Below are 26,464 nucleotides of genomic sequence, written 5' to 3' on the forward strand. Positions count from 1 at the left end.
GTCACAGATCCGGGATCGGGAGGTCGAGATTCGGGATGATCAAGCCGCCGTCGGGCTCGAGAATCTTGCCGGTGAGGTATTTGCCCGCGGGCGACACCAGGTAGAGCGCGGCCGCGGCGATGTCCTCGGGTTCTCCGATGTGGTGCAGCGGCGTCTTCGACTCCAATTCGGCACGCATGGCGTCGTTTCCGGCGACGATCTCCAGAGCGGAGGTCAGGATGGAGCCGGGCGCGATCGCGTTCACCCGGATACGCGGATTCAGGTCGAGAGCGGCGAGTTTGGTGTAGTGGGCCAGCGCAGCCTTGGCGGTGCCGTATGCCGCGAACGCGCGCCCCGGCAGCCGCCCCATCGTGGACGTGATGTTCAGAATCGAACCGCCACCGGCGGTCTCGAGCATGCGCGGCACCGCGGCCCGGACGAGGGCGTGCGCGTTGGTGACATTGAAGTCGAACGCGTCCCGCAGCGCCTGCGGCGTCGTGTCCAGCAACGGGCACGGCAGCGCTCCGCCTACGTTGTTGACCACGATGTCGAGTCGCCCGAAGCGGTCGACCGCCGCCGCGGCCAGCGCCGCCGTCGCCTCGGCGTCGCTCAGGTCGGCAGGCACCACGTGCGCCTGGCGTCCGGCGGCGGCGACGCGCTCGGCGACCTCGTCGAGCTGACTCTTGGTCCGTGCGGCGATCACGACGTCCGCGCCCGCCTCCGCGAACGCGACGGCGATGGCCGCGCCGAGGCCGCGCCCTGCGCCGGTGACTATCGCGACCTGATCGTCTATCCGGAACCGATCCAGAATCATTCGGGCTCCCTACCCGTCGACCGTCGAATATTCGACAGTGTCTGATGTAATATTCGTCATCGTAAGTCGCTCACCCGAGCCGGGACAAGGGGTTGCCGCCATGCCGGACCGATCCGCGTCGCCGCCCACGCGGCGCGTCGTCGACATCGTGTCGCTGCTGGCGACGTCAGGGGAGCCGATCAGCGTCGCCGGCATCGCCGAGCGGCTCGGCATCGCCCGCGCGACCGCGACCGCCATCCTCGCCGAACTGGACGGGGCGGGGTGGGTCGTCCGTGATTCGGCTCGTGGCTACGGCATCGGGCCTGCGCTCGCCGGACTGCACGGCGCCGCGCTTCCCCAAGGGGTGGGCGAGCTCCTCGTCGGCCTGGCCGCGCGGACCGGGTACGGCGCCACCTTCAGCCGCATCGAGCCGGACCGGCTCACCGTGCTCGACGTCCGGCACGGCGTCGACCGGGTCGTGCCCGGAATCCCGGTGGGGCATCGCATTCCGCTGCAGTTCCCCGCCGGTGCGAGCGTGATGCCGTGGCGGTCCGCGCAGGAGCAGAACACTTGGCTGGCTACCGCGACCGACGCCGACCAGCGCATCGCCGGTGCGCTGCTGGCGCTGGTGCGGGAGCGGGGGGTCGCGGTTTTCCGTCCACGGGCCGACGACGCGGGCATGGTCGATCTGCTCGCCGATCTGCTCGGCGCGGTCGGATCCGAACTGCTGCGACCGCATCTGCGTACGCGCGCGCTTCGCCAGCTCGCCGCGCTCACGTCCCGGCCTTTCACCCGGGCGGAGCTGGATTCGGACGAGATATTGCCGCTGAGTTATCTGGCGGCGCCGGTTTTCGACGCGAGCGGCACCGCGGCCTACGAAATTCAGCTGGGACCGTTGCGCGCCGCGACGACGCGCGTGGAACGCGAGGAATTCGTAGATGCGACGCGTAGCGCGGCGCGTGAATTGACGACCGCGCTCACCGCGGGCCGGCACGGCAAATAATTGTCCGAATGAATGGCGTCAGCCATCGACGATGATTGTCGAGCAGGTGCTCAAATGCCGATAGGGGACCCAGTAACTGGGTCCCCTATCGGAAAGGATGTTCCGGCGGTGTCCTACTCTCCCACACCCTGTCGAGTGCAGTACCATCGGCGCTGGCAGGCTTAGCTTCCGGGTTCGGAATGGGACCGGGCGTTTCCCCACCGCTATGGCCGCCGTAACTCTATGAAACTATCCACACCACCAACTCCCGACCACACCACCCCGAACACGGGATCATGCCGTCGATCATCAGCAGTCTCTGTGTGTTGTTTCAGATACCGCACAGTGGACGCGTAGCAACCTTTGTTGGTAAGTCCTCGGCCGATTAGTACCGGTCACCTCCACACGTTACCGTGCTTCCAGTTCCGGCCTATCAACCCCATGGTCTATAGGGGGCCTTAACCACTCGAAGGTGGTGAGAAACCTCATCTTGGAACAGGCTTCCCGCTTAGATGCTTTCAGCGGTTATCCCTTCCGAACGTAGCCAACCAGCAGTGCCCTTGGCAGGACAACTGGCACACCAGAGGTTCGTCCGTCCCGGTCCTCTCGTACTAGGGACAGCCTTCCTCAAGTTTCTGACGCGCGCGGCGGATAGAGACCGAACTGTCTCACGACGTTCTAAACCCAGCTCGCGTGCCGCTTTAATGGGCGAACAGCCCAACCCTTGGGACCTACTCCAGCCCCAGGATGCGACGAGCCGACATCGAGGTGCCAAACCATCCCGTCGATATGGACTCTTGGGGAAGATCAGCCTGTTATCCCCGGGGTACCTTTTATCCGTTGAGCGACACCGCTTCCACATGCCGGTGCCGGATCACTAGTCCCGACTTTCGTCCCTGCTCGACCCGTCAGTCTCACAGTCAAGCTCCCTTGTGCACTTGCACTCGACACCTGATTGCCAACCAGGCTGAGGGAACCTTTGGGCGCCTCCGTTACATTTTGGGAGGCAACCGCCCCAGTTAAACTACCCACCAGGCACTGTCCCTGAACCCGATCAGGGTCCGAGGTTAGAAGTCCAATACGACCAGAGTGGTATTTCAACGACGACTCCACGAACACTGGCGTGCCCGCTTCACAGTCTCCCACCTATCCTACACAAACCGTACCGAACACCAATACCAAGCTATAGTGAAGGTCCCGGGGTCTTTTCGTCCTGCCGCGCGTAACGAGCATCTTTACTCGTAATGCAATTTCGCCGAGTCTGTGGTTGAGACAGCAGAGAAGTCGTTACGCCATTCGTGCAGGTCGGAACTTACCCGACAAGGAATTTCGCTACCTTAGGATGGTTATAGTTACCACCGCCGTTTACCGGGGCTTAAATTCTCAGCTTCGCCACCGAAGTGGCTAACCGGTCCTCTTAACCTTCCGGCACCGGGCAGGCGTCAGTCCGTATACATCGTCTTACGACTTCGCACGGACCTGTGTTTTTAGTAAACAGTCGCTTCTCTCTGGTCTCTGCGACCACACCCAGCTCAGACCGCAAGGATCGTCACCAGACGTGGTCCCCCTTCTCCCGAAGTTACGGGGGCATTTTGCCGAGTTCCTTAACCACAGTTCTCTCGATCGCCTCGGTATTCTCTACCTGACCACCTGTGTCGGTTTGGGGTACGGGCCGTGTACCAACTCACTAGAGGCTTTTCTCGGCAGCATAGGATCACTGAATTCGCCTCAATCGGCTACGCATCACGTCTCAGGCACATGAGTGACGGATTTGCCTACCACTCGCCCTACACGCTTACACCAGGTACTCCATCACCTGGCCCAGCTACCTTCCTGCGTCACCCCATCGCTTGACTACTACAGCAGGGGTCGTGCGCAGCCGCTTCAAGCTTCCCGAAGGAAGTCCATCCACATTTGGGCACTTAGCACCACTGATTCGCCACTGGGCGCGGATACACGGGTACGGGAATATCAACCCGTTGTCCATCGACTACGCCTGTCGGCCTCGCCTTAGGTCCCGACTCACCCTGGGCGGATTAACCTGGCCCAGGAACCCTTGGTCATTCGGCGGACGAGTTTCTCACTCGTCTTTCGCTACTCATGCCTGCATTCTCACTCGCACAGCCTCCACCACTAGGTCACCCTGTGACTTCCACGGCTGCACGACGCTCCCCTACCCACCCCAACACCTGGCTCGAAAGCAGGCGCATGTTGGAGTGCCGCGGCTTCGGCGGTGTACTTGAGCCCCGCTACATTGTCGGCGCAGGATCACTTGACCAGTGAGCTATTACGCACTCTTTCAAGGGTGGCTGCTTCTAAGCCAACCTCCTGGTTGTCTTCGCGACCCCACATCCTTTTCCACTTAGTACACGCTTAGGGGCCTTAGCCGGCGATCTGGGCTGTTTCCCTCTCGACTACGAAGCTTATCCCCCGCAGTCTCACTGCCACGCTCTCACACACCGGCATTCGGAGTTTGGCTGACTTCGGTAAGCTTGTGGGCCCCCTAGGCCATCCAGTAGCTCTACCTCCGATGTGAAACACGTGACGCTGCACCTAAATGCATTTCGGGGAGAACCAGCTATCACGGAGTTTGATTGGCCTTTCACCCCTACCCACAGCTCATCCCCTCAGTTTTCAACCTAAGTGGGTTCGGGCCTCCACGACGTCTTACCGTCGCTTCACCCTGGCCATGGGTAGATCACTCCGCTTCGGGTCCATGACATGCGACTCAAAACGCCCTATTCGGACTCGCTTTCGCTACGGCTACCCCACACGGGTTAACCTCGCCACACACCGATGACTCGCAGGCTCATTCTTCAAAAGGCACGCCATCACCCCACCCCAAAGGGAAGGCTCTGACGGATTGTAAGCGTCCGGTTTCAGGTACTATTTCACTCCCCTCCCGGGGTACTTTTCACCTTTCCCTCACGGTACTAGTCCGCTATCGGTCACCAGGGAGTATTCAGGCTTACCGGGTGGTCCCGGCAGATTCACAGCAGATTTCACGGGCCCGCTGCTACTCGGGCACCCACTACAACAGAGCACGCATTTTCGCCTACGGGATTCTCACCCTCTACGACAGGCCGTTCCAGACCACTTCGACTAACACGCACTTTTCTGACTGTTGCCTACCACGGCAGTGATAGGAAAGTGAGCCCCACTACCCCACACGTGCAACACCTGCCGGCTATCACACACGCATGGTTTAGCCTCATCCGCTTTCGCTCGCCACTACTCACGGAATCACAATTGTTTTCTCTTCCTGTGGGTACTGAGATGTTTCACTTCCCCACGTTCCCTCCCAACCGCCTATATATTCAGCGGCAGGTGACACGACATCACTCGTGCCGGGTTTCCCCATTCGGAAATCCTCGGATCTCAGCTCGGTTGACAGCTCCCCGAGGCTTATCGCAGCCTCCTACGTCCTTCATCGGCTCCTGGTGCCAAGGCATCCACCGAACGCTCTTAAACACTTACAAACAAAGATGCTCGCGTCCACTGTGCAGTTCTCAAACAACACACCCACCCGAACCCTCACGCAAGACCAGCACCCTCCCAAGAAGGCCGGTATCAAGCAGATCCGAGCAGATCGTTATCTCTTGCCTGGAAAGAACGTCTGTTCTTTCAGGACCCAACAGTGTGTCGACTACATCCCCGAACCAGAAGCACTGAAGACTCCCAGCATCACGAGGCACATGTCAGCGTTCCACCCATGAGCTCCACCGGACTACATTCGAGTCCGTAATGGCTCTGCCAACCCCGAACCACCTGCGTGGCACAAGAATTGGAGAATGCTCCTTAGAAAGGAGGTGATCCAGCCGCACCTTCCGGTACGGCTACCTTGTTACGACTTCGTCCCAATCGCCGATCCCACCTTCGACGGCTCCCTCCCACAAGGGGTTAGGCCACCGGCTTCGGGTGTTACCGACTTTCATGACGTGACGGGCGGTGTGTACAAGGCCCGGGAACGTATTCACCGCAGCGTTGCTGATCTGCGATTACTAGCGACTCCAACTTCACGGGGTCGAGTTGCAGACCCCGATCCGAACTGAGACCGGCTTTAAGGGATTCGCTCCACCTCACGGTATCGCAGCCCTCTGTACCGGCCATTGTAGCATGTGTGAAGCCCTGGACATAAGGGGCATGATGACTTGACGTCGTCCCCACCTTCCTCCGAGTTGACCCCGGCAGTCTCCTGCGAGTCCCCGGCATAATCCGCTGGCAACACAGGACAAGGGTTGCGCTCGTTGCGGGACTTAACCCAACATCTCACGACACGAGCTGACGACAGCCATGCACCACCTGTACACCGACCACAAGGGGGCCTACATCTCTGCAGGTTTCCGGTGTATGTCAAACCCAGGTAAGGTTCTTCGCGTTGCATCGAATTAATCCACATGCTCCGCCGCTTGTGCGGGCCCCCGTCAATTCCTTTGAGTTTTAGCCTTGCGGCCGTACTCCCCAGGCGGGGCGCTTAATGCGTTAGCTACGGCACGGATCCCGTGGAAGGAAACCCACACCTAGCGCCCACCGTTTACGGCGTGGACTACCAGGGTATCTAATCCTGTTCGCTACCCACGCTTTCGCTTCTCAGCGTCAGTTACTGCCCAGAGACCCGCCTTCGCCACCGGTGTTCCTCCTGATATCTGCGCATTTCACCGCTACACCAGGAATTCCAGTCTCCCCTGCAGTACTCAAGTCTGCCCGTATCGCCTGCAAGCTCACAGTTGAGCTGTGAGTTTTCACAGACGACGCGACAAACCGCCTACAAGCTCTTTACGCCCAGTAATTCCGGACAACGCTCGCACCCTACGTATTACCGCGGCTGCTGGCACGTAGTTGGCCGGTGCTTCTTCTACAGGTACCGTCACTCACGCTTCGTCCCTGTCGAAAGAGGTTTACAACCCGAAGGCCGTCATCCCTCACGCGGCGTCGCTGCATCAGGCTTTCGCCCATTGTGCAATATTCCCCACTGCTGCCTCCCGTAGGAGTCTGGGCCGTGTCTCAGTCCCAGTGTGGCCGGTCGCCCTCTCAGGCCGGCTACCCGTCGTCGCCTTGGTAGGCCATTACCCCACCAACAAGCTGATAGGCCGCGGGCCCATCTCGCACCGATAAATCTTTCCACCACCAACCATGCGACCAGTGGTCATATCCGGTATTAGACCCAGTTTCCCAGGCTTATCCCGAAGTGCGAGGCAGATCACCCACGTGTTACTCACCCGTTCGCCGCTCGTGTACCCCGAAGGGCCTTACCGCTCGACTTGCATGTGTTAAGCACGCCGCCAGCGTTCGTCCTGAGCCAGGATCAAACTCTCCGTTGAAGACTCACGAAACACCCCCGAAGAGGTGAATCAGAAATATCTAAACTAGAGTCCGAAAACCTAGCAAAACAATCGCCAGCCGGAAAATTAGCTGACAAAAAATGCCCGACCCTCCACACGGGGAGCGGAAGAGCCGGAACCAAAAAAATTTGGCACTGACATTCATCGACACACTATTGAGTTCTCAAAGAACACACGCACACACCATCGCCCCGGATTCTCCGGAACTTCAGTGAGGCAACTTTTCCAGCCTAGCCCATTCGTTCACCCGATCAAAACCGGGCTCCCGATCGAGCCAGTGTGATCGTCAGGCGCTCCTCGTCCTACCTCGTTTCCCGGTCCTTCCGCTCAGCGTCTCCGCCTTGCTTCTCGGCTCCGGGTCGGTGTCCGTGTCGCTCTGACCTGGAATAAGTTACGCGGCGTCGAACGCTTCGTCAAATCGCCTGCCCAGCGCGCGAATTCGCAGGTCAAAGGCGTGCGATCCGCGTGATCACGACCCGAATGACACAAGTGTGATTCAGACCACGACAAGATCGATTCGGGCCTAGCCGGCGTTCCCCGATGCCCGGAGCAATTTGGCGCCGAGTCTTGCGAGGAGGTCTTTCATTTCGGTGGGTTCGACGACCTCGAAGTCCAGGTTCAGGTGCGCGATGCGAAGGGCGGTCCACTCCAGTGAATCCGCGGAGGTGCGCAGGAGACAGGTCCGCTCGTCCAGCGGTTCGATCTCCTCCGAGCGCACACGGAACGCCTCCACCAAGACCTCCGCGGAGGCATGGACCCGCAGGACCACGTGGCGAACCGGCCTGGAGCGCGCCAACTGGCTGGTCACGAAACTCGCCGCGTCTTCGGCGGGCAGGGGCCGGGGCGCGCAGCGTATGCCGGTCGGCTGCGGTGAGGTCAACCGGTCCACGCGGAAAGTGCGCCAATCGGCGCGGTCGACGTCCCAGGCCACCAGATACCAGCGGCGGCCCGCGGAGACGAGACTGTGCGGTTCGGCCAGACGGCTGCTGTCCGCGTCGGTCTTGTCGCGGTATCGGAATCGGATTCGTTCGCTGTCGCGCGCGGCGGCGGCCAGGGTGACGAGCACCTCGGGATCGATCATCGGGCCGGCGGCCGGTCCGCCGAGGGACACGGTGGTGGCGTCTATCGCGTCGACCCTGCGGCGCAACCGGGACGGCAGGACTTGCTGCAACTTCACCAGGGCGCGGGCGGCCGATTCCTCGATCCCGATGACCGCACCCTGGGCCGCGCCGCGCAGTCCGAGTGTGATCGCGACCGCCTCCTCGTCGTCGAGCAGCAGCGGTGGCAGCGCCGCACCCGCTTCGAGGCGGTATCCGCCGAGGGCACCGAGGCCGGCCACCACCGGATATTCCAGCTCGCGCAGGCGCTCGACATCCCGCCGCACCGTTCGCACCGTGACCCCGAGCCGCGCCGCCAGTTCGGGGCCGCTCCACTCGCGGCGGGTCTGCAAGAGCGAGAGCAGTTGCAGCAGGCGCGCGGCGGTCTGGGTCACGGTCCCAGTATGGCCGCGAAGGAGGACAGATCCCGACCTCATCGGCCCCTAGCGTGACGGTCGTGCAAGCTCATCGAGACTCCATCACGATCGTCGGCGCGCGCGAGAACAACCTCCGCGACGTGTCACTGACGATCCCCAAAGGCAAGATCGTGGTCTTCACCGGCGTCTCCGGATCGGGTAAGTCGTCGCTCGTCTTCGGCACCGTCGCGGTGGAGTCGCAGCGGCAGCTCAATGAGACCTTCACCTGGTTCATCCGCAACCGGCTGCCCAAATACGAGCGGCCGGAGGCCGATGCGATCGACAATCTGGCGCCCGCCGTGGTCGTCGACCAGAAGCCCATCGGCGGCAACTCCCGGTCGACGGTGGGAACCATGACCGATATCCAGTCGATCATCCGGGTGCTGTTCTCCCGGCACAGCGTGCCGAGCGCGGGTGAGGCGACTCGCTACTCGTTCAACGATCCGCTGGGCATGTGCCCCGCGTGCGGCGGCCTGGGCCAGGTGGTGCGCCCGGATCTGGACAAACTCCTCGATACCGGCAAGTCGCTCAACGAGGGCGCGATCACCTTCGGGCCCTTCGCGGTCGGAACATTCCAGTGGCAGCTCTACGCCGAGTCGGGGCTATTCGATCCCGACAAGCCACTGCGGGACTTCGATCCGGAAGAGTGGCAGTTGTTCCTGCACGGCAAGGGATTCCGGGTGCCGCGCAAGAACCGGAACGGCTCGGCGGGGAACAACGCCTACGAAGGTCTGCTGGAGCGGTTCGATCGCCTGTATATCAAGCGCGACCTCGCCGCGTTGTCGGACAAGAATCGGGCAGCCGCCCGCGCGGTGGTCACCGAGGAGGTCTGCCCGGACTGCGGGGGCGCCCGGCTCAACGCCGCCGCGCTGGCGAGCCGGATCGATGGACTCGGCATCGCCGACTACGGCAGGCTGGAGGTCACCGACCTCATCGAGGTGCTCGCCGGCCTGGATGATCCGGTGGCTCGACCGATCGCACAGGCGGCCATCGCCCGGCTGCGCCGGATCGAGGAGGTGGGGCTCGGCTATCTGTCGCTCGATCGGGAGACCGCGACCCTGTCCGGCGGCGAGGCGCAGCGGCTGAAAGTCGTCCGGCATCTGGGCTCCAGCCTCACCGGCATGACCTACATCTTCGACGAGCCGAGCGTCGGCATGCACCCCCGCGATGTGGGACGCCTCAACACACTGTTGCGGCGGCTCCGGGACAAGGGGAACACCGTGCTGGTGGTGGAGCACTCCCCCGATGTGATCGCCGTCGCCGACCACGTGGTCGACATGGGGCCTGGCGCTGGTTCGCACGGCGGACAGGTCGTGTTCCAAGGCACGGTCGATCAGCTGCGGGTCGCACGGACACCCACCGGTGCGGGATTGCGCCGCGTGCGGCGGGTGAAGGAAGACGTCCGTGAGCCGACCGGTTGGCTCACCGTCACCGATGCCGACGCCTACAACCTCAAGAGTCTGACCGCACGGTTCCCGACCGGCGTGCTCACGGCGGTGACCGGCGTGGCCGGGTCCGGCAAGAGCACGCTGGTCTCGGGCGCGTTCGTCACCGCGCACCCACAGGTCATCGCGGTGAACCAGTCCGCGATCGCCGCCTCGCGACGTTCCAGCCCCGCCACCTATCTCGGCATCATGGACCCGCTGCGTCAGCTCTTCGCCAAGCGACACGGCGTCCGGCCGGGCTTGTTCAGTTTCAACTCGGACGGCGCCTGCGGGGAATGCGACGGCGCGGGAGCGATCTTCACCGACTTGGCATACATGGACCCGGTCACCACGGTCTGTCAGGCCTGTCACGGGCGCAGGTACCGGCCGGAAGCGCTCGCCTACGAGATCCGCGGAGCGTCGATCGCCGACGTCCTGGAGATGTCCGCCGAGGACGCGCTGGATTTCTGGGCGGAAGACGGGGACCGGCGCATTCGCACACCGTTGCGGGCGCTGCTCGACGTCGGTCTCGGCTACCTCACCCTCGGTCGCGCGCTCTCCTCGCTGTCCGGCGGCGAACGCCAGCGCGTCAAGCTGGCCGATCATCTCCAGCGGCGCGACGGCGCCGGGGTATACGTGCTGGACGAGCCGACCACCGGGCTGCACATGGCCGACGTCGACACGCTGGTGGGGCTGCTGGATCGGCTGGTCGACGCGGGCAACACGGTGATCGTCATCGAGCACGACCTGGACGTCGTCGCGCGCGCGGATTGGGTGATCGATCTCGGCCCCGACGGTGGAAAGCACGGCGGCGAGATAGTTTTCGCCGGGACCCCGGCGGCCTTGCTGGCAGATCACCGGTCGCTGACCGCGGAGTACCTGCGGCGCAGTGTCGCCGCCCGAGTATGACCGCCCGCAAGCAGCTATCTCGCCGTTTCCGGCGGACGATGTCCAATGCCGAGATCCACTGATGTCCGCAGGACGGCACAGGGGCGCATGCCGCGGCGCATGATGAACCTATGACGACACGGGAGGTGGTTCGGGCGGGAGCTTTCGCACGGATCTACGACCCGAGCGCCGGTGAAACGGAACAGTGGTACATCAACGACCACACGATTCTTCGCGACGACGCCGGACGGTGGCATCTTTTCGGAATCACCCATCCGGAACCCGCGGACCCGTTCGACGAGACCGAGTTCGCCCACGCCGTCGCGGACCGGCTGCACGGGCCGTGGACCAAGCACGATTGCGCCCTGCGAGTGGACCGGGACTACGGCGAAACGCATCTGTGGGCGCCTTACGTGGTCGGCGCCCGTGGGCAGTACTACATGTTCTACGCGGCGGGCGGCGCCGACCGCACCGGCGCGGCGATGAACCTGGCGACCTCGCCGGACCTGTTCCGCTGGACCAGATCGCCGGCGGGCCCCCTGTTCCACGACGGCTACGACGCGCGCGACCCCATGGTGGTGCGCGTGGGCGACCAGTGGGTGCTGTACTACTGCGCGACCAGCGCCCCGGCGGGGGGTCATCACGTCGTCGCCTACCGCACCAGCACCGACCTCGTACACTGGGGCGAGCGGCACATCGCCTACACGGACCCGGCCAAAGGCACCGAAGCGGGCAATACCGAATCTCCTTACGTCGTCCGGCATGACGGATGGTGGTACCTGTTCATCGGCCCTCGCCCGGGTTATGTCGGCACCGATGTCTTTCGCAGCGACAGCCCTTTTCGCTTCCGCATCGGAGACAAGGTCGGCCACATCGCCGCGCACGCCGCCGAAGTGATCCACGACGACGGCCGGTGGTGGATCACCAGCGCGGGCTGGGGTCAGGGCGGGGTCCATCTGGCGCCGCTGCGCTTTCCGCAGTCGCGCGTCGTCAAAACGGTTCCGCGCTAGGCGGACCGGCGAGCGCGATTTCGGCGAAACGCGTCTCCGGTCCGGCCGCGGCTGGTATCTGTTGATCGAGTCGAACTCTCCGATCACCCCACCTACGGGAGGGACCGGCATGGCCCGTATCGGCGTTATCAGCATTTCCGATGGCCGCGACTATGTGCATGCGGGCATCGCCGATTTCATCGCCTCCAGCGAGGACCGGCTGGTGGCCGCGCTGGAGCAGGCGGGCCACGACGTGGTCCGCGGCGCGGCGCCGGTCAGCGACAACGCGCTGGCGAGTTCGGTGGCGCGCACGGTCGCGGCGGCGGGCGTCGATCTGACCGTCCTGCACTACGCGGTGTGGGCGTTCCCGCACTTCACCATGCTCGCTGCGGGCGCGATACCCGGGCCGCTGCTGTTGCTGTCGAATATCGACCCGGTGCAACCGGGCATGGTGGGCATGCTCGCCGCGGGTGGCGCGTTGGATCAGATCGGACGCAAGCACAGCAGACTGTGGGGTGACCCGTCCGATCCCGAGCTCATCGAGGCCATCGGCGTGCGCGCGCGAGCCGCGGCGGCCGTATCCGGCTTGCGCGGTTCGACGTTCGGGCGCTTCGGTGGGCGGCCGATGGGCATGAACACCGCGGTCGCCAATACCGATCAGTGGCAGCGGCAGTTCGGCATCGACGTCGAGGAAATCGATCAGTGGGAGATCGTGCGGCGCGCCGAGCTGGCCGACGCCGGCGAGGCGAGGGCCGCGCGGGAGTGGCTGGAGCGGCACACCGCGGGCGTGCACTACGACGGCGTGAAACTCACTCCGCAGCTGCTGGAACGCCAGATCCGCTCCTATCTAGCGGTCCGTGAACTGATCGCCGAATGGCGGCTGGATTTCTCGGGGATCAAGGGGCAGCCCGAACTCACCCAGTATTTCGCCACCATGGACGTCACCGAGGCGTTCCTCAACGATCCCTACGACTGGAACGGCCCGAAGGAACCGCACGTCTGCGCCACCGAAGCGGACATGGACGGCGCGCTGACCATGCAACTGCTCAAGCGGATCGCGGGCACCCCGGTGCTGTTCGCCGACGTCCGGCACTACCACGCCGATCGCGACATCTGGGATCTGTGCAATTCCGGCCAGCACGCCACCTGGTTCGCCGCGCGCAGCGCCGATCCCGCGGAGAACCTCGCGAAGGTGCACCTTTATCCGGAGGTGTTCTTCTTCCCCGCGGGCGGAGCCTCGGTGCACCATCTGGCCGCGCCGGGACAGATGACCCTGGCGCGGCTCACCCGTCTGGACGGCGCCTACCGCATGCAGCTGATGCTCGGCGAGTTCGAGCACTACGACCAGCAGACCAACGACGCGCTGATGAAGCAGTCGACCTGGGAGTGGCCGCACGCGTTCGCCCGGCTGGACGCGCGCGCCGAGGACTTCCTGAACCGCTTCGGCGCCAACCACATCCACGCGGTGCCCGGTGACCACCGGGCCGTCCTGCGCGCGACGTGCGAGCTGCTCGACGTCACGCTGGACGAGTTCACGCGGTGACGATGTTCCTCGGCATCGACATCGGGACTTCGAGTTCCAAGGGCGTGCTCACCGATGCCCGCGGCAGCATCGTCGCCAGGGCCGAGCGGGCGCACGAGGTGTCCATGCCGCATCCCGGCTGGGTGGAGCACGACGCGGAGACGGTCTGGTGGGCCGACTTCGTCGCGCTCGCCCGCGAGTTGACGACGGCTACCGGCGGCGTCGCGCTGGAGGGTCTCGCGGTGTCCGGGATCGGCCCGTGCCTGCTGCCCGCCGATGCGCAGGGCAGGCCGTTGCGCCCGGCCATCCTCTACGGCGTCGACACCAGGGCCGGCGCCGAGATCGGTGAACTGAACGCCGAATTCGGCGCACGGGCCGTGCTCGACCGCGCCGGGTCACCACTGACCAGCCAGGCGGTCGGCCCGAAGGCCCGCTGGCTGGCCCGGCACGAGCCGGACGTCGCCGCACGCACCGCGATGCTGCTGATGGCGAGCTCTTTCCTGGTGTACCGGCTCACCGGTCGCTACGTTCTCGACCACCAATCGGCCAGTCAGTGCGTACCCCTGTACGACCTGCGCGCACGTGCGTGGGCGGCGGACTGGGCAGAGCGGATCGTGCCGGGCTGGGCATTGCCGGAGCTGGCGTGGCCCACCGAGATCGTCGGCCGGGTGAGCGCCGACGCGGCGGCCGCCACGGGGCTTCCGGCGGGGCTGCCGGTCACCACCGGGACCATCGATGCCTGGGCCGAGGCGGCCAGCGTGGGCGTCCGCGCTCCGGGCGACGCCATGATCATGTACGGCACCACGATGTTCCTGGTGCAGGTGCTCACCGACCCGCGCCCGCATCCCGGTCTCTGGGGCACCTGCGGCACCTGGCCGGATACGTACACACTCGCCGCGGGTATGGCCACCTCCGGCGCGGTGACCGACTGGCTGCGCAAGCTCGTGGGCGGGGAGTTCACCGACCTGGTCGCGGCGGCGGCGGACGTGCCCGCGGGCAGCCGAGGGCTGCTCGCACTGCCGTATTTCGCCGGGGAGCGCACTCCGTTGTTCGACCCGGACGCGCGCGGCGTCGTCGCGGGACTCACCCTGGGGCACGGACGGGCCGAGCTCTACCGGGCGGTTCTGGAGGGCATCGCGTACGGGGTACGGCACAACCTGGAGGCCATGACCGAAGCCGGCGGGCGGGCGGGGCGTCTGGTGGCGGTGGGCGGCGGCACCAAAGGCGGGCTGTGGACCCGGATCGTCTCCGATGTCACCGGGCTGCCGCAGCAATTGCCCGCCGACACCGTCGGCGCGAGCCTGGGCGACGCTCTGCTCGCGGCCGAGGCGGCCGGGGTCGACACCTCGGGGTGGAATCCCGTCGTCGATACCGTGCGGCCGCACCCGGAACACGTCGCGAAATATGAGGAGTACTACCGGCACTACCGAGATCTGTACGATCGCACGACGGATATCGCGCATTTCCTTGCGGCCGAACAGCACCGTGCCGGCGCGTCTTCCTGATCGCGGATGCCCGTGCGACGATGCAGAGTCGGTTCGCGGAACGATACGAGGATTGCATGCCCACGATCACTCTGACCCAGGACAATTTCGACTCCGTCGTCGCCTCTCATCCGATCGTGCTCGGTGATTGGTGGGCCGGCTGGTGTGGGCGACTGGCCGCGGCGGGCGGGACGGAGACCGCGCGGCGAGTCGGGCTCGCGCCGACCGCGCCCCGATACGGGTGGCCGGGATTGTGACCGCGCCGGGCGGTGAGCTGTGGCGGCTGGACGGCACGCGAACCCGGTCGGTCAGCGCCGAGAATCCGACGGGCGCGCCGGGCGCGGGCGCGCGGGCGACCGACGGCACCGGAGCGCATGCGGCGCGGCTGTTGGGCCCGGGCTGGAAGGTCTCGCCCTCCATCGCGCTCGCGCACGGCGAGACCGCCACACTGGCCGACGTTTCCGGCCCCGGAGTGTTCCGGCATTTCTGGTTGACCACCGAGCGTTCCGTCCTCCGCGGGCTGACGCTGCGCATGACCTGGGACGACGCACCAGCGCCCGCGATCGAGTCGCCACTCGGCGACTTCTTCTGCAACGGCTGGGGCGAGACGGCCCTGCTCGGTTCGGAGATGGTGGTCGTCGCGCCCGCCGGTGGCTTGAACAGCTATTGGCCCATGCCGTTTCGGCACCGTGCGCGCATCACGCTGGAGAATCGTTGCGGGCGCGAAGTTCCCGTGTACTACCAGGCGACCTACACCGAAGAGGACGTGCCGGACGACGCGGGGTATCTGCACACACGATGGACGCATACGACCGGCGTGGGGACTCCGGCGGTTCACACGATTCTCGACACGGTGCCAGGACCGGGCCGTTACGTCGGCACCTACCTCGCCATCCGCCCGTGCGCCCCGGGATGGTGGGGCGAAGGCGAAGTGAAGTTCTTTCTCGACGGGGACACCGACCATCCCACGATTTGCGGCACGGGTACCGAGGACTATTTCGGCGGGGCCTGGAATTTCGACCTCGACGGGACATACCGCACGTATTCCACGCCCTATCTCGGGCTGCACCAGGTACTGCCGCCGGAGCAGATCTATCGTCCGGAGCAGCGGTTCGGCATGTACCGCTGGCATGTGCGCGACCCCATCTGTTACGAGCGCGAGCTGCGCGTCACCGTGCAGGCTCTCGGATGGCAGGACGCGGCGACCTATCTCCCGCTGGCGGACGCGGAGGTGGCGACCACCGCCTGGTGGTATCAGGGCTGATCGAGGTCGTCCGCATCCGGCGGCAAGTCCGATGCGAGCAGTTCGTCGGCGCGCGCCAGTACGGCGTCCATGCCGGCGGTGAGATCATCCATCACGGTGAGGCCGTCCAGCAGTCCGGTGAGCTCGTCCTGCACGGCGCGCAGTTCCGCGATCGCCGGGTCGACCGGAAACCACGCGACCGCGTCGCGCCACCACGGATCCTCGGAGAGCCAAGCCCACAGCACGTCGCGCACCAGCACCGGGTCGGAGGTGTACATCTGGAAGGACTCCGTCGCCGAACCGGCCTGGTGCTCCAGCTCGTAGACGCCGTCGGGCAGCAACCGGGCCCGGATCTCGTGCAGGTCGGCGCGGCTGAGCTCGAGCACGGCGTGTCCAGGCGCGGCCGGTTCGTCGAGCAGGTCGCCGAGCGCTTCCTCGGTGAGTTCCGGAAGCTGCGTCCCGTCTCCCGTGCGGATGCGCACGTCGGTGGGGTCGATGCTCATCGCGCCAGTCTGCCCCATGCGGCGGACGCATACGCGATATGCGCCGGTGCGGGGCGGTCCGGGTGCAAGGTGGTCGGTATGGGTGTGCTCGGAAGGATCGGACGGTTCGCCGCATCACACGGCGGGTCCGTCTTCGGCAAGCGGCAGGCTTCGTGCGAGGCCGCCTTCATCGGCCCGCGTCCACCGCGCCATGGCTGCCGTGGCGGCGATATCGGCCGGATCCGCCGGGGGTGGGCGGGATGACGACGGTCGCGGGAATCGACAGCTCCACCCAGTCGTGCAAGGTGGTGGTCTGCGACGCCGACAGCGGTGCGGTTCTCGGACGCGCGCAGGCCCCGCACCCGGAGGGGACCGAGGTGGACCCGGCCGCCTGGTGGGACGCGCTGCGGATGGCCGGTGCGGGATGGCTCGACGACGTCGACGCGATCGCCGTCGCGGGGCAGCAGCACGGCTTGGTCGCGTTGGACGCCGCGGGTGTGCCGGTGCGAAAGGCTCTGTTGTGGAACGATATTCGCTCCGCAGGCGCGGCGGAGGATCTGATCGATGAATTCGGCGGGCGGCAAGCCTGCGCCGATGCGGTGGGCAGCGTGCCGGTAGCGGCCTTCACCGTCACCAAACTGCGCTGGCTGGCCGACCACGAGCCGGAACTCGCCGACCGCACCGCGCACGTCGTGTTGCCGCACGACTATCTGACCTGGCGGCTATGCGGCGGTGGACCGGGACGCATGCTCGAGCCGACCACCGACCGGGGCGACGCCTCCGGCACCGGCTATTGGTCGCCCGCCGACGGCGGCTATCGCGAAGACTTGCTCGCCCTGGCCTTTCGTGGACGTCGCCCCGCCCTGCCCCAGGTACTCGGACCGGCCCAGCCCGCCGGGCGCACCCCGTCGGGCGCACTGGTCGCCGCCGGAACCGGGGACAATGCCGGGGCCGCGCTGGGCTTGGGCATCACGGAGGGCGACGTGGTGGTCTCGCTCGGCACCAGCGGGACGGTCTTCGCTCGTGCCGACCGGCCCGCCGCCGACGCGACCGGCGCGGTCGCCGGGTTCGCGGACGCCACCGGCGCGTTCCTGCCGCTGGTCTGCACGCTGAACGCCGCCCGCGTCCTGACCTCGGCCGCCGATCTGCTCGGCGTGGATCTGCCGACGCTCGAATCGCTGGCCGCGCAGGAGCCTCCGGGCGCGGACGGCGTGGTCCTGCTGCCCTATCTCGCCGGTGAACGCACGCCCAACCTGCCGCACGCCGCGGGCAGCTTGCACGGATTGCGGCCGGGGGCGATGCGCCCGGGCACGGTGGCGCGCGCCGCCTTCGAGGGTCTGCTGTGCCATCTCGCCGACGCGCTCGACCACCTCACCGCGAGTGGGGTGACACCGCGGCGCGTGCTGCTCATCGGCGGCGCCGCGCGCTCACTGTTGGTCGCGGAGACCGCCGCGCAGGTGTTCGGCGTCACGGTGACGATCCCGGAACCCGACGAGCACGTCGCGCTCGGCGCTGCCCGCCAAGCGGCCTGGGCTCTGGCGGGCGCGCCCCGGCCACCCTCCTGGCCGGGGCGCTCAGTGGCGGAGATTCCGGCCCCGGCCGATGCCGCGCTCGGGCGAGAGATCCGTGACCGATACCGGAGCACGCGCCAGGCACTGTATGGCTGACCACGGACTTCGGGCCCGGCGGCGCGCCCCGCGCGCCGGGACCGGGATCCTCGTCGGCCACTTCCCGGGCCGCTGATTTTCGTCGCCGGGTGGCGCCTCGACGGCGTGCGGGGTTGGATCACCCTCGTCGAAGAGAGGTGGACGAATGACCGATACCCAGGTGCGAAGGGCGGTGGCGGCGGAACGGACGGAACTCGCCGAACTCTTGGCCGGGCTGGATGCCGCGGGCTGGGACGCGCCGACGCTGTGCGCGGGCTGGCGAGTACGCGAAGTGGTCGCGCACATCACCATGCCGTATCGCCTGTCGAGTGCACGCTTCACGCTGGGGATGCTCGCGGCGTTCGGGAATTTCAACCGCATGGCCGACCGCACCGCCCGCATGGACGCCGCCACGCTCAGCACCTCGGATCTGCTGAAATCGCTGTGGGACAACGTCGATCACCCGTGGCGGCCACCGGGCGGCGGACTGTCCAACGCGTTGAGCCACGACGTCATCCACGGGCTGGACATCACCGTGGCGCTGGGGCTGGATCGCCGCGTGCCCGAGGACCGGATGCGTCTGGTGCTGGACACGATCGAACCCAGGACCGTCAAGCTGTTCGGCGCCAAACTCGGCGGCGTCGAATTGCGCGCCGACGACCTGGACTTTCGCTACGGCTCCGGCACGGTGCTCTCCGGCAGCGCCCAAGACCTGCTGCTGGTCCTATGCGGGCGCAAGCTGCCGCCCGGACACCTGACGGGCGAACCCGCCGAGCGGTTCACCGTGCCGGGATGACCTGGGGAAGGAGCGGCACTCACTTGTCTGCCGCTGGCTTGCGCAGGTAGGCGGCCGTTTCGTCCACCTGATGCGGTCGAGGCACCGGACCCGCCGGCGCCTAGACCGCATCTGTCGTCCCGATCCGAGCCGCCGGACCGGCCGCCTTCGAAGGGCATCAATCCGCGGTGGGCTGATCCCGATACTGGTCGACGAGATGCTGGTAGAAGCTGTTCTCCGGCGATTCCAACGAGATGGCCCGCAGACCGACGGTGACCGTCCGGCCGACGACTGTCGAGTATCCGTCCTCATCGATGCCGAGATCGGCTACGACTGCCGGTACCAGTTCGTCCAGTTCCTCATCGGTCACATAGACGGCGAGACGGCATTCGACCGGGACGCGCGCCGGGTCGTACGCGTCCCCCCACGCGCGCTGAGCGAACTCATCGACCGCAGTGACCGGTCCGAAGCTGGTAAAGCACGGGATACGGTTCACCCCGCGGATCCGATGGGTGCTCTCTTCGAGCGCCAGCGCGACCGGGTGGATTCCCTCACCGTGGAGGGCGCCGGGCCTGGTCGCGTCCGGCAATCCGAGTCCTACCGCGAACTCCCATACTTCGTGTTCGTCGTCGTCCACGTACAACCTTCCTGTTATTTCTTCGACGAGCTCTCGACGCGGCAGTGCTGTCACCGAGGCCGCCGGACCGGCCACGTCAGACGTTCATCGGTGCGCCGGACGTGCGGCGGCGCGCACGACCGCGGCCAGTGCGGCCGCCACGGCGGAATCCGCTCGGCCGCAGGACCAGCCGGTGTGTTCGCCGCTGCGGTACTCCAAGTAGGCGATCTCGGATCTGTCGTCGTCTCGCCCGATCGACTGCGGGGTCAGTCCCAGCACCTCGATCGGATATCCGGCCTCGGCCAGCGCCTCGGTCAGCACTTCGAGCGGACCGCCCGTGCGCCGCGTGCGGTGGGTGACCCCGTCGACGATCAACGTGAGCTCGGTGCTCGGCTCGTCGCCGCTGGTGCGCCAGTCCTTCAGGGCCAACCCCGAGGGGTCCTCGAAATAGACCGCCTCGAAAAGATCGCGCAGTTCGGCGGCGGTGATCTCGGCTCCGGTGTCGTCGGCGAGCGCCTGCACGTGCCGGGCGAAATCGATCTGCAGGCGCCGCGGCAGGTCCATGCCGTATTCGGTGTGCAGCAGATAGGCGATGCCGCCTTTGCCGGACTGGGAATTGACCCGGATCACCGCGTCGTAGCTGCGGCCGAGGTCGGCGGGATCGATGGGCAGATACGGCACGTGCCAGTCCAGTACGCGCTGCGCCTTGCCCGTCGCGGCCGCCCGAGCCCGGTGCTCGGCCATGCCCTTCTTGATCGCGTCTTGATGGGTACCGGAGAACGCGGTGTGCACCAGGTCGCCGACGTACGGGTGGCGTTCGTGGATCGGCATGCGGGTGCAGTACTCGACGGTGCGCCGGATCTCGTCGATGTCGGAGAAGTCGATCATCGGATCCACACCCTGCGCGTGCAGGTTCAAGGCCAGCGTGGCGATGTCGACGTTGCCGGTGCGCTCGCCGTTGCCGAACACGCAGCCCTCCACGCGTTGCGCGCCCGCGAGAATTGCCAGCTCGGCGCACGCGATGCCGGTGCCGCGATCGTTGTGCGGGTGCACCGACAGGATGACGCTGTCGCGCCGGGCGAGATTGCGGTGCATGTACTCGATCTGGTCGGCGTAGACATTCGGGGTGGCGACCTCGACGGTGGCGGGCAGGTTCAGGATGACCGGCCGCTGCGCGGTGGCGTCCCACAGGGTCGTCATCCGGTCGCAGATATCGAGCACGTAGTCGGGCTCGGTCAGGTTGAACACCTCGGGCGAGAACTCGAACCGCACGTTAGGCAGGTCCGCGGCGCAGTCGAGCACGGCGCGGCCGCCGTCGAGGATCAGCTCGCGCAGCGCCGTGCGGTCCTTGCCGAGCACGATGTCACGCCATGCGGGCGCGGTGGCGGTGTACATGTGGATCACGACGTCGTTGGGGAGGCCGCGGATCGAGGCGACGGTGCGCTCGATGAGATCCCGCCGTGCCGGGGTGAAGACGGCGATCGTCACGTCCTCGGGTGCGAGATCGTCCTCGGCGAGGAGCCGGACGAAGTCGAAGTCGGTCTGGGAGGCCGACGGGTAGCCGACCTCGATCTCCTTGTAGCCCATAGCGACCAGCAGCTCGAAGAACCGCCGTTTGCGCGCCGGGTCCATCGGTTCGGCGAGCGCCTGGTTGCCGTCGCGCAGGTCGACCGGCACCCACAGGGGCGCCTGCGTGATCCTGGCTTCGGGCCACTTCCGTTGCGTGAGCGGGACATCTACGCGCTGGTGGATGTCGCGGTAACGATACGAGGGCATCTGCGAGCGCCGCTGGCGATTCCACGCCGGAGCCTTGTCCGGTATCTCGCCCGCGGGAGTGTCGATGCTGGGAAAAGCGGTGCTCATGGGTCTGCTTCCTGGCCATTGCGGCCGTCACGACGAACGGTGACCGGCCACGACGCAGCCCCACGGCGGGCGGCCGGTCGTTCAGGCCCCGCCGTGGCGGCTAAGCAGAAGCATGGTGCGCATGATGGCTAGACTGTACACCACTCCTCAGACAAGCAGAGAGGTATCGGATGATCTCGCAGGTACGGCGCCATCCGCTGGCCGCGCAGGCGGCCGAAGTGCTGCTCGCCCGGATCAAGGCGGGCGAATGGCCGCTGGGTCATCGCCTGCCCGGTGAGACGACGCTGGCCGCACAGCTCGGCGTCGGCCGCTCGACGCTGCGGGAAGCCATCCGCGAGCTCGCCGGGAAAGGCGTGCTCGACAGCCGCCAAGGCGCGGGCGTCTTCGTGACGGCGCTGGAGGTGACCGAGGAGTGGGACGCGGTGCTGCGCCGCGCCACCATCGCTTCGGTGATCGAAGCGCGCATCGCGATCGAGGCCGAGGCCGCCGCCCTGGCCGCGCAGCGGCGGACCGCCGCCGACCTGCGGGCGATTCGCCGGGCACTGGCCGCCCGGGAGGCCCACGGCGAACCGGTGGCCGAGCATGTCGACGCGGACATGGCGTTCCACCGGGCGGTCATCGTGGCCGCCCACAACGACGTGCTGACCCAGCTTTTCGACACCTTCCTCCCCCGGCTGCGCCTGGCGATGATCGACATGCTGAAGATCCGGCCGGTGCCGTCGGAATCCGCCGATCACGCCGCGCACCAGCGGCTGGCCGACGCGATCGCCGCCCGCGACCCCGCCGCCGCGGCGGAGTACAGCCGCGCCCACCTCACCACTCTGAAAGAGGCTTTCACGTGACCGATCCGGTCTTGCAACTGACCGACGTGACGTTCCGCCGCGACGGCAAGAAGATCATCGACGGAATCTCGCTGACCGTGCGCGCGGGCGAACGCTGGGCGCTGCTGGGCCCCAACGGCGCGGGCAAGAGCACGCTGCTCGGCTTCTGCGGCGCGGTCACCTTCCCCACGTCCGGCTCGGTCCGCGTGCTCGGCGCGGAACTCGGCCGCGTCGAATTGCAGCGCTTGCGCCGGGGCATCGGTCAGGTGAACCCGCGCCACCCGCTGCGCTCTCCGCTGACCATTCGCGAGGTCGTGCTGACCGGCCTGACCGCGACGATCGACACCCCCATGCGCTGGACACCGACGCCCGACCAGCTCGACCGGGCCGACGCGATGATCGACACCGTCGGCTTGACCGGGAAGGCGAAGGAGGTGTGGCCCACGCTGAGCCAGGGCGAGCGCGGCCGGGCACTCATCGCCCGAGCGCTGATCGCCGAACCGCGGCTGCTGCTGTTCGACGAGCCGTCCACCGGGCTGGACGTCGCCGCGCGCGAGCAGTTGCTGGACACCCTCGACACCTTGGACCGGACCCACCCCGACGTCGCCTCCATCCTGGTCACCCACCACTTGGAGGAACTGCCCAGCACGACGACGCACGCGTTGCTGATCGCGGACGGTCACGCCGTCGCGGCGGGCCCCGCGCCGGAAACGATCACCACCGAGAACGTCACCGCCGCCTTCGCACACCCCGTGGAGGTCCGGCACGACGACGGTCGCTGGACCGCGCGGGCGGCCCGCAAACCCTCCGCGTGGCCGTCGATGCCACGACCAGCGTCCTCGTAACCGACCGCGCCGAGGTAGGACTTCGGCGCACTTCCTTCGCCGGTGACCGGCTGCACCGCACCACGGTGGTAACGCCGCTGTAATCGCCACACCGCAAACGCGTGTGAGTATGCAGCGAAATCGACTACCACCGAAGGGAATACGGCTACGTGTGGCAGCTCTACCGAGCGGTACTCCGCACCGACGACCATCGTGTACTCGGCTATGTGGACGTGGGCCCGAGGCTCATGGAACACGCCAGGATCGGCCACCACCTGGTCCAAGGGATCGAACGACTGCTCACCGAGCCCACTCGGGTCACCTGGGCCAGTCGCGACGCGCCACTGCCCCGCCGCGGCGAGAACCTCTATCGCGCAGCGGGTTCGGTTGCCGCCTTGGTGCCACCCGAGCACGGCGCGGTCGGCCGCTACGTCCTCAATCACGACCTGCGGCTTTTCGTGGACAAAGCGACCGTGCTCGAGAACGAGAACCGCCACCGCATCCACCCGCTGCCCATACTCACCGCCGAACCGACGCCCAGACCCGGTCGCACGGCGGGCGACCGGACACTGCTCGGCTCGTGGGCGCACGCACTGATCTCGGTGCGCGACACCGTGCCGAGGGGATTCGACCAACGCAAGTTCGATCTGGTGGAGCGATGGCCCTGAACGAACCACGCCACCGGGCGGGCTCCACCTTCGAATACCGACCGGGCGCGCACGAAACTGTCCAACGGCTGGCCTACCGAGCCGCACGCGGAAGACTCAGCATTTCGACGAGGGCGGCCCCGCGGATCCGCGACTCGAATCTCGCTCCCGGGCAGAGATGACGATCCCACTTCATGCTTCCTTCGGGATGTCGAACATGCTCAGGATCGTTTTACGATGGCGAGAGAGGCCGCGGGAGTTCGAGATATCGGTTCCGCTCACGAAATCAGCCGACTGAACCTCCCTGCGAACCGGCGTGATGTTCGGCTTCGGCGAGTTCTTTCAGCGTCAGCAGTTGCTTGCGCATCATGAGCAGGTCGCCGAGAGCGAGCGCCACGGCGACGAGTTTCGGTGCGCTACAGCGGATCCGGGCCAGGAGCCGGGTTCCGGCGCCTTCGGGACGGACCGCGTAGGTGACGCACACCTTGTTCGCGAGCAGGGTGATGTGCCTGCCCAGAACGAAGGAGACGAGTTCGAACTGGGACATGAACCGCTGTCCCACCGCGAGTTCGGTGAGCACCGGGTCGCGACGGCGCGGACTGCGCCGGCCGAAGTTGTCCAGCAGGTCGTAGCTGTAGGGAGCGACGCGCAGTTGGCACAGCCAGGCGTAGACGAGGGCGGGCGGCGCGTCGATGCTGATCGCGCGATCGGCCTGTAGACCGCCGGGCTGCCGGTCGTCGCACGGCAGGGGCGCTTCGCGCTCGGCCTCGGTGGCGCCCCACACCGTCCCGAGGATCATGCCGCCGCCGCGATTCGGCGCAGCATCCGGCGCACCACCAAGCGGTGACCGCCTGTCCCCACAACCAGCGCACGGTAGATCCGGCCGTGGAGACCGGGAAAGTCGCCATAACTGCGGGCGCGGACGCGGGTCCGGCTCGGCCCTTCCTCGTCCAATTCGAAGATCAGCGCGTACTTCGAGAACCAGTGCTGTCCGTGCAGCGCCAGACGCTGCGGTTCGACCACGGAATCGAAATCGAAGCCGGTCGGCGCGGTCGGCTCGTGCGGGTCACGGCAGACGACTCTCAGCAGCGCTTTCCACGCCCGGTCGCGGTTCGCGTCGATCGATCTGGCATGCTCATCTATATAGGACAAACGCTCCATATAGAAGGAACGTACTAGTACATGGCGCCACCCCGCAAGCACGACACCGACGTGATCCTCGACGCAGCGCGCACCCTCGTGCTCGCCGAGGGACCCCGCGCGGCCAGCGTGTCGGCCATCGCCGAGGCCAGCGGAGCCCCCGTCGGCACCCTGTACCACCGCTTCGGCAACCGCAACGGCGTGCTCACCGCGGCATGGCTGCGCGCGCTGCGCCGCTTCCAGGACGGCACCCTCGCGGCCGCGGACCAGCCGGACCCGGTGGAGGCGGGCGTCGGGATGGTCCGAGCGGCCCTGCGGTTCGGGCGCGAACTACCCGACGACGCCAAACTCCTGCTCCAGTTGCGCCCCAGCGACTTGCTCGACGGCGGTCCGGACGCCGAGTTCCGTGCGACCCTGGCCGCCATGAACGCGCCGCTGATCGACCATCTGCGGCGCATCGCGCACGCTCTGTTCGGCCGGGACGGCGAGCGGGAGATCGATGCGGTCAGCCGCGCGATCGTCGATCTGCCCTATGCGGCGCTACGCCGCCACGCCAACGCTCCGGAGTTACCCGGCTGGCTCGAGGACGACCTGACCGGCGCCGCCCGCACCCTGCTGACCTCTTACCACGCCTGAGCCAGGAGTCACCCGGTGATCAGCGCAGGAGTGAGTTCGTCCAGTCCGGAGATGACTTTGGCGGCCAGGCCCAGCGCATCGGCGGCGGGCGGGTACTCCGGACGCGGCGCCGCGATCACCCGCATCCCCGCCGCGTGGGCCGAGCGCAGGCCGTTGCTGGAATCCTCCACGGCCACGCAGTCGGACGGCCGTCGACGCAGGAACGTCGCGACCGTCACGTAGACGTCCGGCGCCGGTTTACCGCGATCGACCTCCTCGGTGGAGAAGGTGACGGAGAAGTACTCGATCAGCCCCGTGCGGCCCAGCACCGTGTCGATGAGTTCGCGTGGCGACGAGCTGGCCAGCCCCAACGGCCACTGCTCGCTGATCCGCTGCACGGCCTCGATCGCACCCGGCAGCAGCGGCACACCCGCGTCGTAGCGCTCGGCCATCCGCTCGATCACGTCCCGGGCGACGGTCTCCGGTGGCTCGCCGACCCCGAGTTCGCCGCTGAGATAGGCCGACCACTCACCGGTGCTCATCCCCATCAGCCGCTGCTGGGTGTCGGGCAGCCACCGGCCGCCCTTCTCCGCGACGTAGCCGCGCCGCACCGCTTCCCAGACCGGCTCGGAATCGATCAGTACGCCGTCCATGTCGAACACGACCGCGGTGATACCCATGCGCACAGAGCCTTTCGCCAGCCGAAACGGTCAGAGGTCGCTCAGGGCCGGGTCGCGCGCCCGGCCGCCGGAACCGTGCCGGTACCGCCCGGAAGCAGGCGATATTCGGTCGCGCCCCAGCCTAGGCGGTGACGGTCCGTGACGACGGACACAGCACCCGCGCGGCGAGCATTCGCCGGGCAACCGATAACTTGTT

At 66.7% G+C, this 26,464-nt stretch carries 21 protein-coding genes and 3 rRNA genes; 13 read left to right on the top strand and 11 right to left on the bottom strand.

Features of this window, described 5'->3' with window-relative positions; all coding sequences use genetic code 11:
- Position 1: 1 nt before the first annotated feature.
- Positions 2-793: an SDR family oxidoreductase gene (locus QMG86_RS18530; RefSeq protein ID WP_281873624.1), complete on the bottom strand. Its 792-nt coding sequence runs from the start codon at positions 791-793 to the stop codon at positions 2-4.
- Between the two features lie 100 nt (positions 794-893).
- Here QMG86_RS18530 and QMG86_RS18535 point away from each other — a divergent pair, with 100 nt between their 5' ends.
- On the top strand, positions 894-1,775 hold the full coding sequence (locus tag QMG86_RS18535) for a helix-turn-helix domain-containing protein (protein WP_281873625.1): 882 nt from the start codon (positions 894-896) through the stop codon (positions 1,773-1,775).
- 100 nt (positions 1,776-1,875) lie between these two features.
- On the opposite strand, the gene rrf is transcribed toward QMG86_RS18535, so the two are convergent.
- The 4 genes from rrf to QMG86_RS18555 form a co-directional block, all read right to left on the bottom strand.
- Positions 1,876-1,992 (bottom strand): 5S ribosomal RNA (rrf, locus tag QMG86_RS18540).
- Positions 1,993-2,119: 127 nt separating this feature from the next.
- A 23S ribosomal RNA gene (locus QMG86_RS18545) occupies positions 2,120-5,233 on the bottom strand.
- A 323-nt stretch (positions 5,234-5,556) separates the two neighbouring features.
- Positions 5,557-7,075: ribosomal RNA gene (locus QMG86_RS18550) — 16S ribosomal RNA — on the bottom strand.
- The 16S, 23S and 5S rRNA genes sit together here, the layout of an rRNA operon.
- 544 nt (positions 7,076-7,619) lie before the next feature.
- Positions 7,620-8,588 (bottom strand): helix-turn-helix transcriptional regulator, encoded by a 969-nt coding sequence (locus QMG86_RS18555; protein ID WP_281873626.1) that lies wholly within the window; start codon positions 8,586-8,588, stop codon positions 7,620-7,622.
- A 53-nt stretch (positions 8,589-8,641) separates the two neighbouring features.
- On the opposite strand from QMG86_RS18555, the gene QMG86_RS18560 reads away from it, so the two are divergent.
- From QMG86_RS18560 to QMG86_RS18585, 6 genes are all read left to right on the top strand, one after another.
- Positions 8,642-10,942 (top strand): ATP-binding cassette domain-containing protein, encoded by a 2,301-nt coding sequence (locus QMG86_RS18560; protein WP_434086108.1) that lies wholly within the window; start codon positions 8,642-8,644, stop codon positions 10,940-10,942.
- A 110-nt stretch (positions 10,943-11,052) separates the two neighbouring features.
- On the top strand, positions 11,053-11,931 hold the full coding sequence (locus tag QMG86_RS18565; protein ID WP_281873630.1) for a glycoside hydrolase family protein: 879 nt from the start codon (positions 11,053-11,055) through the stop codon (positions 11,929-11,931).
- A gap of 109 nt (positions 11,932-12,040) precedes the next feature.
- Positions 12,041-13,453, top strand: coding sequence for an L-fucose/L-arabinose isomerase family protein (locus QMG86_RS18570; RefSeq protein WP_281873632.1), 1,413 nt, complete (start codon positions 12,041-12,043; stop codon positions 13,451-13,453).
- A 2-nt stretch (positions 13,454-13,455) separates the two neighbouring features.
- Positions 13,456-14,937, top strand: coding sequence for an FGGY-family carbohydrate kinase (locus QMG86_RS18575; RefSeq protein ID WP_281881020.1), 1,482 nt, complete (start codon positions 13,456-13,458; stop codon positions 14,935-14,937).
- A gap of 56 nt (positions 14,938-14,993) precedes the next feature.
- Positions 14,994-15,173 carry a YbbN family protein gene (locus tag QMG86_RS18580; RefSeq protein WP_281873634.1) on the top strand — a complete coding sequence of 60 codons (180 nt, stop codon included), beginning with the start codon at positions 14,994-14,996 and terminating at the stop codon, positions 15,171-15,173.
- A complete protein-coding gene (locus tag QMG86_RS18585) occupies positions 15,170-16,180 on the top strand; it encodes a glycoside hydrolase family 172 protein (protein ID WP_281873636.1) in 1,011 nt (336 codons plus the stop codon). Before QMG86_RS18580 ends, QMG86_RS18585 begins: the two co-directional genes overlap by 4 nt.
- Here QMG86_RS18585 and QMG86_RS18590 read toward each other — a convergent pair.
- On the bottom strand, positions 16,171-16,662 hold the full coding sequence (locus QMG86_RS18590; RefSeq protein ID WP_281873638.1) for a hypothetical protein: 492 nt from the start codon (positions 16,660-16,662) through the stop codon (positions 16,171-16,173). The genes QMG86_RS18585 and QMG86_RS18590 overlap by 10 nt on opposite strands.
- Positions 16,663-16,901: 239 nt before the next feature.
- On the opposite strand from QMG86_RS18590, the gene xylB reads away from it, so the two are divergent.
- Together xylB and QMG86_RS18600 are read left to right on the top strand one after the other, a co-directional pair.
- Complete coding sequence (xylB, locus tag QMG86_RS18595; RefSeq protein ID WP_281873640.1) at positions 16,902-18,308, top strand: xylulokinase; 1,407 nt, start codon at positions 16,902-16,904, stop codon at positions 18,306-18,308.
- A gap of 145 nt (positions 18,309-18,453) precedes the next feature.
- Positions 18,454-19,083 carry a maleylpyruvate isomerase family mycothiol-dependent enzyme gene (locus tag QMG86_RS18600; protein WP_281873643.1) on the top strand — a complete coding sequence of 210 codons (630 nt, stop codon included), beginning with the start codon at positions 18,454-18,456 and terminating at the stop codon, positions 19,081-19,083.
- A gap of 157 nt (positions 19,084-19,240) precedes the next feature.
- Here QMG86_RS18600 and QMG86_RS18605 read toward each other — a convergent pair whose 3' ends face one another.
- Both QMG86_RS18605 and QMG86_RS18610 read right to left on the bottom strand, forming a co-directional pair.
- Positions 19,241-19,699 (bottom strand): hypothetical protein, encoded by a 459-nt coding sequence (locus QMG86_RS18605; RefSeq protein ID WP_281873645.1) that lies wholly within the window; start codon positions 19,697-19,699, stop codon positions 19,241-19,243.
- 84 nt (positions 19,700-19,783) lie between these two features.
- Positions 19,784-21,454, bottom strand: coding sequence for a 2-isopropylmalate synthase (locus tag QMG86_RS18610; protein ID WP_281881022.1), 1,671 nt, complete (start codon positions 21,452-21,454; stop codon positions 19,784-19,786).
- A 257-nt stretch (positions 21,455-21,711) separates the two neighbouring features.
- Here QMG86_RS18610 and QMG86_RS18615 point away from each other — a divergent pair, with 257 nt between their 5' ends.
- From QMG86_RS18615 to QMG86_RS18625, 3 genes are all read left to right on the top strand, one after another.
- Entirely contained in the window at positions 21,712-22,383 is a 672-nt protein-coding gene (locus QMG86_RS18615) for a FadR/GntR family transcriptional regulator (protein ID WP_281873647.1), read from the top strand.
- Complete coding sequence (locus QMG86_RS18620; protein WP_281873648.1) at positions 22,380-23,207, top strand: ABC transporter ATP-binding protein; 828 nt, start codon at positions 22,380-22,382, stop codon at positions 23,205-23,207. The genes QMG86_RS18615 and QMG86_RS18620 overlap by 4 nt, the downstream gene beginning before the upstream one ends.
- A gap of 149 nt (positions 23,208-23,356) precedes the next feature.
- The gene (locus QMG86_RS18625; RefSeq protein ID WP_281873649.1) at positions 23,357-23,854 is read left to right on the top strand and encodes a hypothetical protein; all 498 of its coding nucleotides are present in this window, start codon (positions 23,357-23,359) and stop codon (positions 23,852-23,854) included.
- Positions 23,855-24,119: 265 nt separating this feature from the next.
- Here the strand turns inward: QMG86_RS18625 and QMG86_RS18630 are convergent, their stop codons facing one another.
- Both QMG86_RS18630 and QMG86_RS18635 read right to left on the bottom strand, forming a co-directional pair.
- Complete coding sequence (locus QMG86_RS18630; RefSeq protein ID WP_281873651.1) at positions 24,120-24,632, bottom strand: hypothetical protein; 513 nt, start codon at positions 24,630-24,632, stop codon at positions 24,120-24,122.
- A complete protein-coding gene (locus QMG86_RS18635; RefSeq protein ID WP_281873653.1) occupies positions 24,629-24,994 on the bottom strand; it encodes a hypothetical protein in 366 nt (121 codons plus the stop codon). The genes QMG86_RS18630 and QMG86_RS18635 overlap by 4 nt, the downstream gene beginning before the upstream one ends.
- Positions 24,995-25,015: 21 nt before the next feature.
- Here QMG86_RS18635 and QMG86_RS18640 point away from each other — a divergent pair, with 21 nt between their 5' ends.
- Positions 25,016-25,609 (top strand): TetR/AcrR family transcriptional regulator, encoded by a 594-nt coding sequence (locus QMG86_RS18640; RefSeq protein ID WP_281873654.1) that lies wholly within the window; start codon positions 25,016-25,018, stop codon positions 25,607-25,609.
- Positions 25,610-25,617: 8 nt separating this feature from the next.
- Here the strand turns inward: QMG86_RS18640 and QMG86_RS18645 are convergent, their stop codons facing one another.
- The gene (locus tag QMG86_RS18645) at positions 25,618-26,268 is read right to left on the bottom strand and encodes an HAD family hydrolase (RefSeq protein ID WP_281873656.1); all 651 of its coding nucleotides are present in this window, start codon (positions 26,266-26,268) and stop codon (positions 25,618-25,620) included.
- Positions 26,269-26,464 lie beyond the last annotated feature (196 nt).

It is taken from the genome of Nocardia sputorum (genome assembly GCF_027924405.1).
GTDB classification, from domain to species: Bacteria; Actinomycetota; Actinomycetes; order Mycobacteriales; family Mycobacteriaceae; genus Nocardia; species Nocardia sputorum.